Below are 15,712 nucleotides of genomic sequence, written 5' to 3'. Positions count from 1 at the left end.
CTCGCGCTGCAATTACTTCCTTAGATACGCAAACATGTGTTGCACATAATCCGCCTTGCCCAGCGGCACACCGTTGTGGCGCAGGATGTTGTACGCGGTGATCAGGTGAAAGTAGAACTGCGGCATCGCCCAGTCCACGGCGTATTCGCGGCCGGTCATGTCGAAGGCGATGCCGTTTTGCAGTTCGAGGGCGATTTTCTTGTCCGCGCTGGCGTCAATCTGCGCCGGATCTGCCGCCGCCAGCATCTCCAGTGTGCTGTCGATCAATGCCTTGGCCGCCGCCATGTTTTCGGGCGGTGTGAGCTTGGTCAGCGGTTGTTGTGTTAGCCGCTGCACGGCGTCCTGTGCCTGGGTGCAGGTGTATTGAACCTGCATCGCGAGGTTGTGCATGTCCGGGGCCAGACGTGCGTCGAGCAGAACTTGCGCGTCGTAGCCGCGCTCAAGGGCGTAAGCCTCGCTCTTGGACAGGATGGCCGCCAGCGAGCGCAACATCTGAGCGAAACGAGGAAGGGTCATTGCATGGATCGACATGGTTATTCCCTGTGTAGTCATTCAAAGGTGAGACCTCGGTGGCGAAGGGTAGTCGATTCGCTGTCGAAAATAACCGCGACAGCACACTTTGCGCAGGAGCCTCCCCACGGCATTTGCCGTAGGATCAATGATTGGCAGCGTCGCTCAACTGTTGAAGCTCAAGTTGCCTGGCAGCACTCGCTTCAAGGGTCGCACGCTCTACATCCAGATACCGATGAATGCTTTGGAGGTTGGCAATTTTCTGTTTGATTTCGGCCATCTTCTTTTCAATCAGCTTCGCGCCGTCAGCACAATCGATCAGCTTGTTGCGCTGCGCATCCAGAATCTCGCCTATTTCTCCCAGGGAAAATCCCATGCTTTGCGCGCGCTGGATAAAATCCAGATCCTGCAGGGTTTGCTCGGTGTAGACACGATAGTTGTTGGTTTGCCGCAGCGGTGAGATCAGGCCGATTTGCTCGTAGTAACGCAAGGTATGACGGCTGGCGCCGCTGCGAGCCTCGAGTTCGCCGATTTTCATGAAAACACCGCTTGACTGTAGAGTTGGGTCGATACTTTACGCTGGATTTCTCACCTTCAACAAGGAACAGGGAAATGAGCGTGGAGTGCTTTGTCACGGGGGGAACCGGCTTTATCGGTCAACATTTGCTGGCGAACCTGAGTGCAAAAGGTCACACCCTTCGGGTGTTGATGCGTCGCCCGGAGCGGCTGGCTGCGTTGCGCGAGCAAGTTGATAGTTTAGGCGGGTGCGCGACACGGGTATTTGCCGTGGCTGGCGATCTGGAACAGGACAATCTCGGGCTGAGCCTGGCTGATCAGGAGGTGCTGAGGCGCGCCAGCGTCATATTCCATCTGGGCGCTCACTTCGCATGGGGGCTTTCGATGGAGCAGTCTCGTGCGGTGAATGTGGCGGGGGCAAAGCGTGTGGCGCTGTTGGCGGCTGAGCAAAAAAGCCGTTTAGTGATGATCGGCGGCTACATGCTGAACAATCATGAACATCTGCAACGCATCGGCATTGATCCTCGTCAGCCGGAGTTGACGAATTGGCCCGCCGTCTACCGACGTGTCGGTGGATACGAGGCAAGCAAGCTGGAGGCGCATTTTGCGACCCAGCAGGTCATGTCCGCCAAGGGTGGTGAGATGACCGTTGTCCACCCTGCGACGGTCTGTGGCCACAGCCGCACCGGGCATATCCTTGACGGTCAGCCGCTGGTGGCGCTGATATGCAACCTGGTGCAGGGCAAGATGACTGCAGTGCCCGGTACCGCCGAGCACTGGCTGCCACTGGTCACCGTGGATTATCTGGTCGAACTGGTGGCTGTTTGTGCTTTTGATCCTGCCATGGTGGGCCAGGAACTGCTGGCGCTTGATGATCAAACGCCAAACTTGCGAGAACTCCTGGCACAGGTGGCTAAACCTTTGGGCTTGAAGTCTCCCAAACATCACATTTCACTCCGACTGCTGAAGTGGCTACTGAGTATTCCTCCGGTCGCGTGGTTTTTGAATACAAAACCCGAAGCCTTGGACTTTATCCAGACCACTCGTTTCAACACCGCGGCGGTCGAGCAATTTGCCAACAGGCATCGAATAGTCAAACCGGACATACGTCAGGCTTTGCAGCACACGGCAACGTTCGTCAACGCGTATTACATAGCCAAGGGCCAGGCACTCTGACGTCTCCCTTGGGCGGCGCCGTCGATACAGGGCGGCATTCTATCGAACGACCATTCAGCGACAAGGATCGTCACCGCGCAGCCTCGGATGCGCGGCAGGATCTTGTTTCGATACTCACGGAACTATCGCTAGACCAACGTCGATTTTACAACGCAAACGTAGTCCCACGCGTATTTACAAACAACGAGTAGATCGAGTGACTACTGGCCATGAACAGTCGATTGCCTTCGCGTCCGCCGAAGCACAGGTTGGGGCAGCGCTCTGGCAGCGAAATGTGCCCGATGGCCTTGCCCTGCAAATTGAAAACGCGCACGCCGTCGAGTTTTTCCAGGTCGGCCTTGGGATCACCATTGCCGCCCCAGCCACACCACAGGTTGCCCGCTTCGTCGCATTTGATGCCGTCAATCGCGGCATAGTCCAAGCCTTCGATGTGCTTGCGGCGTTCGCCCAGGGTGCCGTCGTCTTTCACCGCAATCGCCCAGATCAGGCGATTGGGCTTGGCGCGACCTTCGACGACATACAGGGTTTTTTCATCGGGAGAAAAGCACAGGCCGTTGGGGCCGTTGAGGTCGTCGATTACCCGGGTGACTTTTTGGCTCTCACCGTCGATGCGGTACACGGCATGGGGTTGGCTCGGGGTGACTTTGTGGCCTTCGTAGTTGTTGCCGGTCTGGAATGGCGGGTCGGTGAACCAGATCGAGCCATCACTTTTGCAGACGATGTCATTGGGCGAGTTGAAGGGTTTGCCGTCGAAACTGTCAGCCAGCACGGTGCTCGTGCCATTGTGTTCGGTGCGCGTGATGCGGCGCCCTTCGCTAGTGGTGGTGGAACCTTCGCAAACGATCAGACGTCCTTGACGATCCCGGCACATGCCGTTGGAGAAGTTTGAGTGTTCGCGGTACACGGTGAAGGTGTCGGTGATTTCGTCCCAGCGCATGATGCGATTATTGGGGATGTCGCTGACCAACAGATACCGGCCATCACCGACCCACACCGGTCCTTCGGCCCAGCGCATGCCGGTGGCGAGTTTTTCAACACTGGCGTTGAAAATACGCAGGTCCAGGAAGCTGTCGTCGAGGATGTGAATCAGTGGATCAGGGTAACGCTGACTCAAGGGTTCGGCGGCATCGGAGAAGCGGGGCAGTGCGGCACTGCCGACGGTGGCGAGCGTGGCGGAAACAGCGAGCGACTTTTTCAGGAAACTGCGGCGGGTATTGCCTTTCGCTTGATCAAGGCTTTCAGGCTTGGCGGACAGGAATGAGTCCATGTAGCGATCTCCGTGGTTTTATTTTTGTTGACGAGACGTAGTAATACCTTGTGATAAGACATCGTACAAGTTGATATGCGACTGCGAGCGCTGCATGTTATCCCGGTGAGTGGAATCGATCTGGCCGACACGGAGCTGACTCTACCGACGCTGTCTTGCCTGGCCCGGTGATATCAGGGAAGCTGCGCCGAGCCCGGTTGCGGGGCAGTTGTTGAATTGTTCAGGGAAGCGTTGATGGCACTCAGGGTGTTGGTGGTTGGCGGGTATGGAAACTTTGGCAGCATCGTTTGTCGGCATCTGATCGACATGCCGGGCATCGAACTGGCGATCTCGGGGCGCGATCCGCAGAAGCTGGAGCGCAAGGTCGCTGAGTTGGGGGCGCGCTGCGAGCGCTGGTGTGGTGACGCAATGGGCGCCGGGTTCGCCGCTGCTCTGCGTGCAATGAATATTCAACTGGTGATCCACACGGGCGGTCCGTTTCAGGGGCAATCCTATGCGGTGGCCGAAAGCTGCATCGAAGCGGGCGTCAACTATTGCGATCTGGCGGACTGCCGGACGTTCGTCAATGGCATCGGCGTACTCGATGCCCGAGCGAGAGAGGCCGGTGTCGCCATCCTCAGTGGTTGCAGTTCGGTGCCGACGCTGTCGTCGGCGATCATCGATGAGCAGCGCCATCGCTTCAAACGCATCGACTCGATCGAGCACGGCATTTCCTCGTCAGCGAAAATGCCGGGGTTGTCGACGATCGAGGGTGTGCTGGCGTATGCGGGCAAACCGATCCGCCAACTGCGCAATGGTCAAGTGCATGAGGTGATGGGCTGGGAAGACCTGACCCTGCGCAAGCTGAAGAACCTGGGCACTCGTGCGCTGGCCAATGTTGATGTACCGGACATGGACATCTTTGCCAGCCGGTTTGGTGCGCACACGTTGAGTTTCAAGGCTGGCGCTGGCCTCAAGCTTGGCGGCGTGGCCAATTATCTGTTTGCACTGGCGATGAGGAAAGGGCTGGTGCGTGACCACAGGGTGTGGGCTGCCAGGTTGCATCGCTGGGGGACATGGTTTGAGCGTTTCGGTGATGGCAAAAGTGCGATGTATATAGATGTGCGGGGTGTCGGAATGAACGACCTGCCGTTGTCGATGACGGCGCAACTGACCGCGCTGAATGACAAGGGGCCGGAGATCCCTAGTTGTGCTGCCGTCGCTCTGGCCGCGAAGATCGACCGAGGTTACCTGCCCGAACCGGGTGCCCGTCCTTGTGTCGGTGAGATCAGCGTCGACGAATACATGGCAGCGATCAACGATCCGCAGAATCTTTGCCTGTCTGTGATGTTCTCTGACGGGATGTGGTGAGCATGCTTTATCTGAGCGTGAAGTACGTGCATGTCATCGCTGCGATTTTCCTCTTCGGCTTCGGCATGGGTTCCTATCTGTACCTGATTGCCGCCAGCCGTACGGCCAATCCACAAGTGATCGCGCATGTGGCGAAAATGGTGGTGCGTTATGACGCCTGGATCACCACGCCGGCGGGCTTCATCCAGATCGCGACGGGTTACTGGCTGACAAGGCTTTCCGGGTTGCCCTTGACCACGGACTGGGTGCTGATGTCGCTGATCCTGTTCTTGATAGTGGGATCGCTCTGGCTGCCGGTGCTGTTGCTGCAGAAACGTTTGCAAGGGATGGCGGCGGACGCGGTGCAATATGGGGCAGGGGTTGATGCTGATTACCGGGCTGTTTATCGACAGTGGTTCTGGATGGGCGTTTGCGGGTTTCTCGGGATGTTCGTGATTGTCTTGATGATGGTGACGAAAATGACGCCGGGGCAGTGGCTGCAGTTGATGCTTTAGCGGAGCATTCATATTGGCGACTTGAGAAAGCGACGTTCGTGATCGGGGTCGGGCAACAGGCAGGTGTCGTACTTGCCGAAGATCCGATAGCGATTCAGTGCCACGCGGTCGTAGGTCCAGTCTCTAAGTGCTCGTGGGAAAACTCGCAGAAGCCTGACCGGCGACCAACGAGCCGGCAGTTGTGCAATGACTTCGAAGAACGCATCGGAGCGCACCCAGTAATGCTCGTCGCGGATCACCGCCATCGTGTCGAACTCGTCGACCGGAAGACCGGCCCATGCCAGCAACGCCTGACCTTCTGGCGATTGCACTGCCGCCAGGCGCACTCGCTGCTTGTTGTCATGACGAATCAGAAAACGCGCCCAGCCGTTGCATAGCTTGCAGACACCGTCGAATAGCACCACGGTCTCGCCTGGATTGAGCAAGGGGGCTGGAGTGGGGCGTATTCGGGAATCGGGCATGGGGGGGCGATCCAGGCAGTTGGGCTGTCATTGTGAAGCATCACCGGAAATTGTTTCAGGTGATGGACCGTATGCTGCGCATCCGCTGACGTTGCGTCTATATATAAGCAGGCTTTTCGGTGCATTGATAGAAAACTGAAATTAACGGTTGACGGCAGATTCTGGAGGTCTATAATTCGCCCCACTTCCGGCGCAGTCGAAACGGAAAACTCCTTGATATTCAATGAGTTGCGAGGTTTTCGACAGTGGGTTGCTTCAGTTCATCGAAGCCTGGAAGGAGTTGAAAGAGCGGTGATGTTTGGCTCTTTTGACGGTTCGATCTTCTCGGTCGAAAGCGGAGAAAAAGAGGTGTTGACAGCAGCGTGTAACGCTGTAGAATTCGCCTCCCGCTAACGAGAGATCGGAAGCGCAAGTGGTTGAAGTTGTTGAAGAATTCTTCGAAAACTTCTGAAAATAATCACTTGACAGCAAATGAGGCTGCTGTAGAATGCGCGCCTCGGTTGAGACGAAAGATCTTAACCAACCGCTCTTTAACAACTGAATCAAGCAATTCGTGTGGGTGCTTGTGGAGTCAGACTGATAGTCAACAAGATTATCAGCATCACAAGTTACTCCGCGAGAAATCAAAGATGTAACCAACGATTGCTGAGCCAAGTTTAGGGTTTCTTAAAAACCCAAAGATGTTTGAACTGAAGAGTTTGATCATGGCTCAGATTGAACGCTGGCGGCAGGCCTAACACATGCAAGTCGAGCGGATGAAAGGAGCTTGCTCCTGGATTCAGCGGCGGACGGGTGAGTAATGCCTAGGAATCTGCCTGGTAGTGGGGGACAACGTTTCGAAAGGAACGCTAATACCGCATACGTCCTACGGGAGAAAGCAGGGGACCTTCGGGCCTTGCGCTATCAGATGAGCCTAGGTCGGATTAGCTAGTTGGTGAGGTAATGGCTCACCAAGGCGACGATCCGTAACTGGTCTGAGAGGATGATCAGTCACACTGGAACTGAGACACGGTCCAGACTCCTACGGGAGGCAGCAGTGGGGAATATTGGACAATGGGCGAAAGCCTGATCCAGCCATGCCGCGTGTGTGAAGAAGGTCTTCGGATTGTAAAGCACTTTAAGTTGGGAGGAAGGGTTGTAGATTAATACTCTGCAATTTTGACGTTACCGACAGAATAAGCACCGGCTAACTCTGTGCCAGCAGCCGCGGTAATACAGAGGGTGCAAGCGTTAATCGGAATTACTGGGCGTAAAGCGCGCGTAGGTGGTTTGTTAAGTTGGATGTGAAATCCCCGGGCTCAACCTGGGAACTGCATCCAAAACTGGCAAGCTAGAGTATGGTAGAGGGTGGTGGAATTTCCTGTGTAGCGGTGAAATGCGTAGATATAGGAAGGAACACCAGTGGCGAAGGCGACCACCTGGACTGATACTGACACTGAGGTGCGAAAGCGTGGGGAGCAAACAGGATTAGATACCCTGGTAGTCCACGCCGTAAACGATGTCAACTAGCCGTTGGGAGCCTTGAGCTCTTAGTGGCGCAGCTAACGCATTAAGTTGACCGCCTGGGGAGTACGGCCGCAAGGTTAAAACTCAAATGAATTGACGGGGGCCCGCACAAGCGGTGGAGCATGTGGTTTAATTCGAAGCAACGCGAAGAACCTTACCAGGCCTTGACATCCAATGAACTTTCCAGAGATGGATTGGTGCCTTCGGGAACATTGAGACAGGTGCTGCATGGCTGTCGTCAGCTCGTGTCGTGAGATGTTGGGTTAAGTCCCGTAACGAGCGCAACCCTTGTCCTTAGTTACCAGCACGTTATGGTGGGCACTCTAAGGAGACTGCCGGTGACAAACCGGAGGAAGGTGGGGATGACGTCAAGTCATCATGGCCCTTACGGCCTGGGCTACACACGTGCTACAATGGTCGGTACAGAGGGTTGCCAAGCCGCGAGGTGGAGCTAATCCCACAAAACCGATCGTAGTCCGGATCGCAGTCTGCAACTCGACTGCGTGAAGTCGGAATCGCTAGTAATCGCGAATCAGAATGTCGCGGTGAATACGTTCCCGGGCCTTGTACACACCGCCCGTCACACCATGGGAGTGGGTTGCACCAGAAGTAGCTAGTCTAACCTTCGGGAGGACGGTTACCACGGTGTGATTCATGACTGGGGTGAAGTCGTAACAAGGTAGCCGTAGGGGAACCTGCGGCTGGATCACCTCCTTAATCGACGACATCAGCTGCTCCATAAGTTCCCACACGAATTGCTTGATTCATTGAAGAAGACGATAGAAGCAGCTTTAAGCTCCAAGCTGATAGCTCTGAGCTAATCAGTTACGCGCTCGAAATTGGGTCTGTAGCTCAGTTGGTTAGAGCGCACCCCTGATAAGGGTGAGGTCGGCAGTTCGAATCTGCCCAGACCCACCAATTTTGTATGGGGCCATAGCTCAGCTGGGAGAGCGCCTGCCTTGCACGCAGGAGGTCAGCGGTTCGATCCCGCTTGGCTCCACCATTAACTGCTTCTGCTTGTTAGAGCTTAGAAATGAATATTCCGGTGCGAATATTGATTTCTAGTCTTTGATTAGATCGTTCTTTAAAAATTTGGGTATGTGATAGAAAGATAGACTGAACGTTACTTTCACTGGTAACGGATCAGGCTAAGGTAAAATTTGTGAGTGACTCTTAAGAGTTTTGCGAATTTTCGGCGAATGTCGTCTTCACAGTATAACCAGATTGCTTGGGGTTATATGGTCAAGTGAAGAAGCGCATACGGTGGATGCCTTGGCAGTCAGAGGCGATGAAAGACGTGGTAGCCTGCGAAAAGCTTCGGGGAGTCGGCAAACAGACTTTGATCCGGAGATGTCTGAATGGGGGAACCCAGCCATCATAAGATGGTTATCTTGTACTGAATACATAGGTGCAAGAGGCGAACCAGGGGAACTGAAACATCTAAGTACCCTGAGGAAAAGAAATCAACCGAGATTCCCTTAGTAGTGGCGAGCGAACGGGGACTAGCCCTTAAGTGGCTTTGAGATTAGCGGAACGCTCTGGAAAGTGCGGCCATAGTGGGTGATAGCCCTGTACGCGAAAGTCTCTTAGTCATGAAATCGAGTAGGACGGAGCACGAGAAACTTTGTCTGAATATGGGGGGACCATCCTCCAAGGCTAAATACTACTGACTGACCGATAGTGAACTAGTACCGTGAGGGAAAGGCGAAAAGAACCCCGGAGAGGGGAGTGAAATAGATCCTGAAACCGTATGCGTACAAGCAGTGGGAGCAGACTTTGTTCTGTGACTGCGTACCTTTTGTATAATGGGTCAGCGACTTATTTTCAGTGGCGAGCTTAACCGAATAGGGGAGGCGTAGCGAAAGCGAGTCTTAATAGGGCGTCTAGTCGCTGGGAATAGACCCGAAACCGGGCGATCTATCCATGGGCAGGTTGAAGGTTAGGTAACACTGACTGGAGGACCGAACCGACTACCGTTGAAAAGTTAGCGGATGACCTGTGGATCGGAGTGAAAGGCTAATCAAGCTCGGAGATAGCTGGTTCTCCTCGAAAGCTATTTAGGTAGCGCCTCATGTATCACTGTAGGGGGTAGAGCACTGTTTCGGCTAGGGGGTCATCCCGACTTACCAAACCGATGCAAACTCCGAATACCTACAAGTGCCGAGCATGGGAGACACACGGCGGGTGCTAACGTCCGTCGTGAAAAGGGAAACAACCCAGACCGTCAGCTAAGGTCCCAAAGTTATGGTTAAGTGGGAAACGATGTGGGAAGGCTTAGACAGCTAGGAGGTTGGCTTAGAAGCAGCCACCCTTTAAAGAAAGCGTAATAGCTCACTAGTCGAGTCGGCCTGCGCGGAAGATGTAACGGGGCTCAAACCATACACCGAAGCTACGGGTATCACGCAAGTGATGCGGTAGAGGAGCGTTCTGTAAGCCTGTGAAGGTGAGTTGAGAAGCTTGCTGGAGGTATCAGAAGTGCGAATGCTGACATGAGTAACGACAATGGGTGTGAAAAACACCCACGCCGAAAGACCAAGGTTTCCTGCGCAACGTTAATCGACGCAGGGTTAGTCGGTCCCTAAGGCGAGGCTGAAAAGCGTAGTCGATGGAAAACAGGTTAATATTCCTGTACTTCTGGTTATTGCGATGGAGGGACGGAGAAGGCTAGGCCAGCTTGGCGTTGGTTGTCCAAGTTTAAGGTGGTAGGCTGAGATCTTAGGTAAATCCGGGATCTTAAGGCCGAGAGCTGATGACGAGTTACCTTTCAGGTGACGAAGTGGTTGATGCCATGCTTCCAAGAAAAGCTTCTAAGCTTCAGATAACCAGGAACCGTACCCCAAACCGACACAGGTGGTTGGGTAGAGAATACCAAGGCGCTTGAGAGAACTCGGGTGAAGGAACTAGGCAAAATGGCACCGTAACTTCGGGAGAAGGTGCGCCGGTGAGGGTGAAGGACTTGCTCCGTAAGCTCATGCCGGTCGAAGATACCAGGCCGCTGCGACTGTTTATTAAAAACACAGCACTCTGCAAACACGAAAGTGGACGTATAGGGTGTGACGCCTGCCCGGTGCCGGAAGGTTAATTGATGGGGTTAGCTAACGCGAAGCTCTTGATCGAAGCCCCGGTAAACGGCGGCCGTAACTATAACGGTCCTAAGGTAGCGAAATTCCTTGTCGGGTAAGTTCCGACCTGCACGAATGGCGTAACGATGGCGGCGCTGTCTCCACCCGAGACTCAGTGAAATTGAAATCGCTGTGAAGATGCAGTGTATCCGCGGCTAGACGGAAAGACCCCGTGAACCTTTACTATAGCTTTGCACTGGACTTTGAATTTGCTTGTGTAGGATAGGTGGGAGGCTTTGAAGCGTGGACGCCAGTTCGCGTGGAGCCATCCTTGAAATACCACCCTGGCAACTTTGAGGTTCTAACTCAGGTCCGTTATCCGGATCGAGGACAGTGTATGGTGGGTAGTTTGACTGGGGCGGTCTCCTCCTAAAGAGTAACGGAGGAGTACGAAGGTGCGCTCAGACCGGTCGGAAATCGGTCGTAGAGTATAAAGGCAAAAGCGCGCTTGACTGCGAGACAGACACGTCGAGCAGGTACGAAAGTAGGTCTTAGTGATCCGGTGGTTCTGTATGGAAGGGCCATCGCTCAACGGATAAAAGGTACTCCGGGGATAACAGGCTGATACCGCCCAAGAGTTCATATCGACGGCGGTGTTTGGCACCTCGATGTCGGCTCATCACATCCTGGGGCTGAAGCCGGTCCCAAGGGTATGGCTGTTCGCCATTTAAAGTGGTACGCGAGCTGGGTTTAGAACGTCGTGAGACAGTTCGGTCCCTATCTGCCGTGGACGTTTGAGATTTGAGAGGGGCTGCTCCTAGTACGAGAGGACCGGAGTGGACGAACCTCTGGTGTTCCGGTTGTCACGCCAGTGGCATTGCCGGGTAGCTATGTTCGGGAAAGATAACCGCTGAAAGCATCTAAGCGGGAAACTTGCCTCAAGATGAGATCTCACTGGAACCTTGAGTTCCCTGAAGGGCCGTCGAAGACTACGACGTTGATAGGTTGGGTGTGTAAGCGCTGTGAGGCGTTGAGCTAACCAATACTAATTGCCCGTGAGGCTTGACCATATAACACCCAAGCAATCTGAATGCTCGAAAGAGACCAGATTGCGGTGTGTGAAGACGCAATGAACCGAAAGTTCGCGCAGCTCACAAAGCACCTGTATCACATACCCGATTTGCTGAAGCGAGGCCAGTTGGTCACGAGTCAGTACCCGAATTTCTTGACGACCATAGAGCGTTGGAACCACCTGATCCCATCCCGAACTCAGAAGTGAAACGATGCATCGCCGATGGTAGTGTGGGGTTTCCCCATGTGAGAGTAGGTCATCGTCAAGATTAAATTCCGAAACCCCAATTGCGAAAGCAGTTGGGGTTTTGTTTTGTCCGCAGGAAAGTGCTTCGCTTGCCAATTAGCCCTTAATTGCCCCGATCTGATGCGAAAGCCACGCCCGGCTGTAGTCCAGAACACGACTAGCCATGGTGGTAGGAAAATGAATAAAGCCATGGGCGGACGAGGGCAGTAGATGTACTTCAACTGGTGCCGATTGTTGCCAACGCTCAGCGAGTTCCAGCGTGTCATCGCGCAGCGGATCCAGTTCGCCGGTGAACATCAACGCCGGTGGCAATCCGCTCAAATCGCCGTAAAGCGGAGACAATGGCGCCTGTCGGCGTTCATCATCGCTCAGTCCTGGAGTCAGCAGGCGCAGCGCCTCGACCATGCCCGGGCCGTCGAGTACCAGCGTTTCTGCAGGTGCGGCATGTACGCTCGGGGTGCCCGCGAGATCGTAGACGCCGTAATACAGCAAGGCGCCGCAGACGCGCTGCAACAAGCCGGGTGCAGGTTTGAGTGCCAATAACGTTGCGGTTGCCAAGTGCGCGCCCGCGGATTCGCCGACGACGATCACCGGCAGGCCAACGAATTCCGTGCAATTGTCGCTCAGCAGCCAGCGTGCGGCGCAAAGACAATCCGCCATCAACGCCTCAACCGGTGTATTGACTGCCAACCGATAGTCAACTGACACCACTGTCACGTTGCAAGCCTTGACCATTGCGATGTTAAGGTCATCGTTCATCTGTGCATTGCCGATCACCCAGCCGCCACCGTGGTAATCAAGTACCACACCCTTGGGCTTTCCTTGTGGGCGGATGATTCGGACGGGCACTGAAGCCGCGTGCGAATGAACCACAGTGCTTTGCACTTGAAGGCCGTGCTTGACCGGTTTGTTCGCGCCGAGCATCTGACTGGCGCGCAGCAAAGCCTGGATCAAACGCGGCGTCAGCCGATTGCGAACGCGAAACCGCGGCAGCCAGGCGAGTTTGCGGTTGAAGCGCTGCATTTGCGCCAAATCACTTTCGGTGAACTCAAGCGTGTTATCAGCCAAATCCTTCCTCCCTCATCAGCAATTCCCACTTAACGATATAGGGTTTTACGGCGGAGCAGTGAAGGGCGCCTCACGGTCAAGAACATTCACATCATTCCCCACCCGCCGCAAGGTCTCCGGTACCGCCAACCACAACAGAACGAATGCCACCCCGGCAATCACCGCCAGGGTCAGAAATGCCGCGTTGTAACCGGCTTCCTGCAATACAACACCCGCGACGCTGGCACTTAATGCTGCGCCCAGGCCGAAAACGGTCGAGAGCGCGCCCAGGCTGACGTTGAAGTGGCCGGTGCCCAAGGTCAGATCTTTCACTACCACCGGGAACAATGCGCCGAAGATCCCTGCGCCGACGCCGTCGAGCATCTGTACCGCCACTAGCCAGTAAGGGTCGGCGGACAAGGTGTAGAGCACGCCGCGCAACGGAAGAATCAGGAAGCCCGCGAGCAGCAGCGGCTTGCGTCCCCACACATCGGCTTTGACCCCAACCAGCAGGGCGACCGGCACCATGACCAGTTGCGCGGCGACGATACAGGCCGAAGTCAGTGGTGTCGCCATTTGCAAGTTGACCTGCGCCAGCTTCTGGCTCACCAGTGGCAGCATCGCCGCGTTAGCCAAGTGGAAGAGGGCACAACAGATGGCGAACATCAGCAGCGCTTTGTTGGTCAGCAACACCGTCAATCCCGATGGCGTCTTGCCGTGGGCGGCGTCGCTTGGGTCGAGCCCACGGGCGAGATCATGGTTGATGGCGTTGCTGTCGACGAAGCTCACGGCGATCACGCTGCACAGCGCCATGACCGCCATCAGATAGAACACCGCCACCGGCCCGAACAAGTAGGCAAACCCACCAGCCAGCAGCGCCGCACAGGCGTTGCCAGCATGGTTGAAAGTCTCGTTGCGTCCGGTGCGCCGGGTGAACGCGCGCGGACCGGTGATGCCCAGGGTGATCGCCGAGATAGCCGGTGCGAACACCGATGCCGCTGCGGCGCTCAGCGCTTGAGTGATCGCCACCAGACTGAAGGACGTCACGAAGGGCAATACCACGCAACTGCCGGTCACCAGCAATGCGGCAATCGCGATGACCGCTCGTTTACTGCGTGTGTTGTCGACCAGAGCACCGGCGGGTGTCTGGGTGACAAGGGCCGCGACGCCAGCGAGGGTCATCACCAGCCCAATGCTGGCCGGTTCCCAGTGATGCACGGCCAACAGGTAAATGGCCAGATACGGCCCGAGTCCGTCGCGCACATCGGCGAGGAAGAAGTTCAGGCTGTCCAGCGAGAGGTTGTTGCGACGATCGGAGTGAGTGTCCACGCTGGCACCTTCGATATCGAGGTTGCTTAGAATGGCGCAACCTTCGTCAATTCAGTGAGTGGTCGTCTGCGGATTGAGTTGCACGGCGTTTATGTGGCCACTCGACTCCGTTTTGAGTGGCCACGCTGCGAACGGCTCAGTTAATGCGCGGATGCTGCTGCACCAACTCCTTGCGTTTGGCTTCCAGTTCGGCGATTTCGGCGTCGATGTCTTCGATTTTCTGCTCGATGTGGTCGTGGTGTTCCTTGAGCAGTTCCTTGGCTTCCTCAAGGTCAGACGCCGCCGGTGCAGCACCCCGTAGCGGTTTGTTGGCGGTCTCTTTCATGGTCACGCCGGTGATCAGGCCAACCACGGCAATCACCATCAGGTAGTAGGCCGGCATGTACAGGTTGTTGGTACTTTCCACCAGCCAGGCCACGGCGGTCGGGGTCAGACCAGCGATCAGCACCGAGACGTTGAATGCAGCGGCCAGCGCGCTGTAGCGGATGTGCGTGGGGAACATCGCCGGCAGGGTCGAGGCCATGACGCCGATGAAGAAATTCAGCAACACCGCGAGGATCAGCAAACCGGAAAAGATCAGGCCGATCTTGCCGCTGTTGATCAGCATGAACGCCGGAATCGCCAGCAGAAACAGACCGATACTGCCGACAACAATGAAGGGCTTGCGGCCAATCTTGTCGCTGATAAAGCCGATCGCCGGCTGCACGAACAGCATGCCGACCATGATCGCGATGATGATCAGCACGCCACGGTTTTCGCTGTAGTGCAGGTTGTGCGACAAATAGCTCGGCATGTAGGTCAGCAGCATGTAATAGGTGACGTTAGTCACCGCCACCACGCCAATGCAGGTCATCAGGCTGCGCCAGTGCTTGGTCGCGACTTCCTTGAACGAGACTTTCGGCCCGCCCGCCAGACCTTCACGGTCGCCTTCTTCGAGTTTTTCGACGTGCTGCTGAAATGCCGGAGTTTCTTCCAGTGCATGCCGCAGATAGAGGCCGATCATACCCAGCGGCAGGGCGAGGAAGAACGGCAGGCGCCAGCCCCATTCGAGGAATTTCTCTTCGCCGATGATCGTCGAGATCAGCACCACCACGCCGGCACCGAGGACGAAGCCGGCAATCGAACCGAAGTCCAGCCAGCTGCCGAGGAAGCCGCGTTTGCGGTCGGGCGCGTATTCGGCAACGAAGATCGAGGCGCCGGTGTACTCACCGCCGACCGAAAAACCCTGAGCCATTTTCGCCAGCAACAGCAGGATCGGCGCCCAGATGCCGATCGACTCATAGGACGGTATCAGGCCGATGGCGAAGGTGCTCAGCGACATGATCACGATGGTCGCGGCCAGCACTTTCTGCCGCCCGTATTTGTCGCCCAGCGCACCGAAGAACAGCCCGCCCAGCGGACGAATCAGGAACGGCACCGAGAAGGTCGCCAGCGCTGCAATCATCTGTACGCCAGGATCAGCCCCGGGGAAGAAGATCTTGCCGAGTGCATAGGCGACAAATCCGTAGACCCCGAAGTCGAACCATTCCATGGCATTGCCCAGCGCGGCGGCGGTGATCGCTTTGCGCATCTTGGCGTCGTCGACAATGGTGATGTCTTTCAATCCGATGGGATTGACCTTGTTTTTCCTTGATTTCATGCGGGTCACTCATAGCTGAACGGATTCGATGCCATTG

General features: G+C 55.7%; 10 protein-coding genes, 2 tRNA genes and 3 rRNA genes. 8 read left to right on the top strand and 7 right to left on the bottom strand.

What is annotated here, in order from left to right; genetic code table 11:
• Positions 1–12 precede the first annotated feature (12 nt).
• Both ACYZUM_RS13250 and ACYZUM_RS13245 read right to left on the bottom strand, forming a co-directional pair.
• Entirely contained in the window at positions 13–531 is a 519-nt protein-coding gene (locus ACYZUM_RS13250) for a DUF1993 domain-containing protein (protein WP_108182890.1), read from the bottom strand.
• Positions 532–655: 124 nt separating this feature from the next.
• A complete protein-coding gene (locus ACYZUM_RS13245; protein ID WP_041074696.1) occupies positions 656–1,048 on the bottom strand; it encodes a MerR family transcriptional regulator in 393 nt (130 codons plus the stop codon).
• A gap of 74 nt (positions 1,049–1,122) precedes the next feature.
• On the opposite strand from ACYZUM_RS13245, the gene ACYZUM_RS13240 reads away from it, so the two are divergent.
• On the top strand, positions 1,123–2,202 hold the full coding sequence (locus ACYZUM_RS13240) for an SDR family oxidoreductase (protein ID WP_108182889.1): 1,080 nt from the start codon (positions 1,123–1,125) through the stop codon (positions 2,200–2,202).
• A 145-nt stretch (positions 2,203–2,347) separates the two neighbouring features.
• Here the strand turns inward: ACYZUM_RS13240 and ACYZUM_RS13235 are convergent, their stop codons facing one another.
• Positions 2,348–3,469, bottom strand: a complete 1,122-nt coding sequence (locus ACYZUM_RS13235; RefSeq protein WP_108182888.1) for an SMP-30/gluconolactonase/LRE family protein — start codon at positions 3,467–3,469, stop codon at positions 2,348–2,350.
• 234 nt (positions 3,470–3,703) lie between these two features.
• On the opposite strand from ACYZUM_RS13235, the gene ACYZUM_RS13230 reads away from it, so the two are divergent.
• Together ACYZUM_RS13230 and ACYZUM_RS13225 are read left to right on the top strand one after the other, a co-directional pair.
• Positions 3,704–4,819, top strand: a complete 1,116-nt coding sequence (locus tag ACYZUM_RS13230; RefSeq protein ID WP_108182887.1) for a saccharopine dehydrogenase family protein — start codon at positions 3,704–3,706, stop codon at positions 4,817–4,819.
• A 2-nt stretch (positions 4,820–4,821) separates the two neighbouring features.
• A complete protein-coding gene (locus ACYZUM_RS13225) occupies positions 4,822–5,313 on the top strand; it encodes a DUF2269 family protein (RefSeq protein WP_108182886.1) in 492 nt (163 codons plus the stop codon).
• Between the two features lie 8 nt (positions 5,314–5,321).
• On the opposite strand, the gene ACYZUM_RS13220 is transcribed toward ACYZUM_RS13225, so the two are convergent.
• Positions 5,322–5,774 carry a thiol-disulfide oxidoreductase DCC family protein gene (locus ACYZUM_RS13220; protein ID WP_108182885.1) on the bottom strand — a complete coding sequence of 151 codons (453 nt, stop codon included), beginning with the start codon at positions 5,772–5,774 and terminating at the stop codon, positions 5,322–5,324.
• 686 nt (positions 5,775–6,460) lie between these two features.
• Here ACYZUM_RS13220 and ACYZUM_RS13215 point away from each other — a divergent pair.
• The 5 genes from ACYZUM_RS13215 to rrf all read left to right on the top strand — a co-directional run bounded on the left by ACYZUM_RS13215 (position 6,461) and on the right by rrf (position 11,682).
• Positions 6,461–7,997, top strand: a 16S ribosomal RNA gene (locus ACYZUM_RS13215).
• A gap of 124 nt (positions 7,998–8,121) precedes the next feature.
• Positions 8,122–8,198, top strand: a tRNA-Ile gene (locus ACYZUM_RS13210).
• Positions 8,199–8,207: 9 nt separating this feature from the next.
• Positions 8,208–8,283: transfer RNA gene (locus ACYZUM_RS13205), tRNA-Ala, on the top strand.
• A gap of 237 nt (positions 8,284–8,520) precedes the next feature.
• Positions 8,521–11,412, top strand: a 23S ribosomal RNA gene (locus tag ACYZUM_RS13200).
• Between the two features lie 154 nt (positions 11,413–11,566).
• Positions 11,567–11,682 (top strand): 5S ribosomal RNA (gene rrf / locus ACYZUM_RS13195).
• Together the 16S, 23S and 5S rRNA genes with 2 tRNA genes alongside form the textbook arrangement of a ribosomal RNA operon.
• A gap of 74 nt (positions 11,683–11,756) precedes the next feature.
• On the opposite strand, the gene ACYZUM_RS13190 is transcribed toward rrf, so the two are convergent.
• The 3 genes from ACYZUM_RS13190 to proP all read right to left on the bottom strand — a co-directional run bounded on the left by ACYZUM_RS13190 (position 11,757) and on the right by proP (position 15,675).
• Positions 11,757–12,683, bottom strand: coding sequence for an alpha/beta hydrolase (locus ACYZUM_RS13190; protein WP_108184403.1), 927 nt, complete (start codon positions 12,681–12,683; stop codon positions 11,757–11,759).
• Positions 12,684–12,773: 90 nt separating this feature from the next.
• The gene (locus tag ACYZUM_RS13185; RefSeq protein WP_108182884.1) at positions 12,774–14,036 is read right to left on the bottom strand and encodes an MFS transporter; all 1,263 of its coding nucleotides are present in this window, start codon (positions 14,034–14,036) and stop codon (positions 12,774–12,776) included.
• Between the two features lie 136 nt (positions 14,037–14,172).
• A complete protein-coding gene (proP, locus tag ACYZUM_RS13180) occupies positions 14,173–15,675 on the bottom strand; it encodes a glycine betaine/L-proline transporter ProP (RefSeq protein ID WP_041071723.1) in 1,503 nt (500 codons plus the stop codon).
• Positions 15,676–15,712: the final 37 nt, after the last annotated feature.

The sequence above is a fragment of the Pseudomonas sp. m6p genome, from assembly GCF_055760375.1.
Note: the sequence above shows the minus strand (reverse complement) of the source record. Positions and strands in the feature narration are given on the sequence as shown.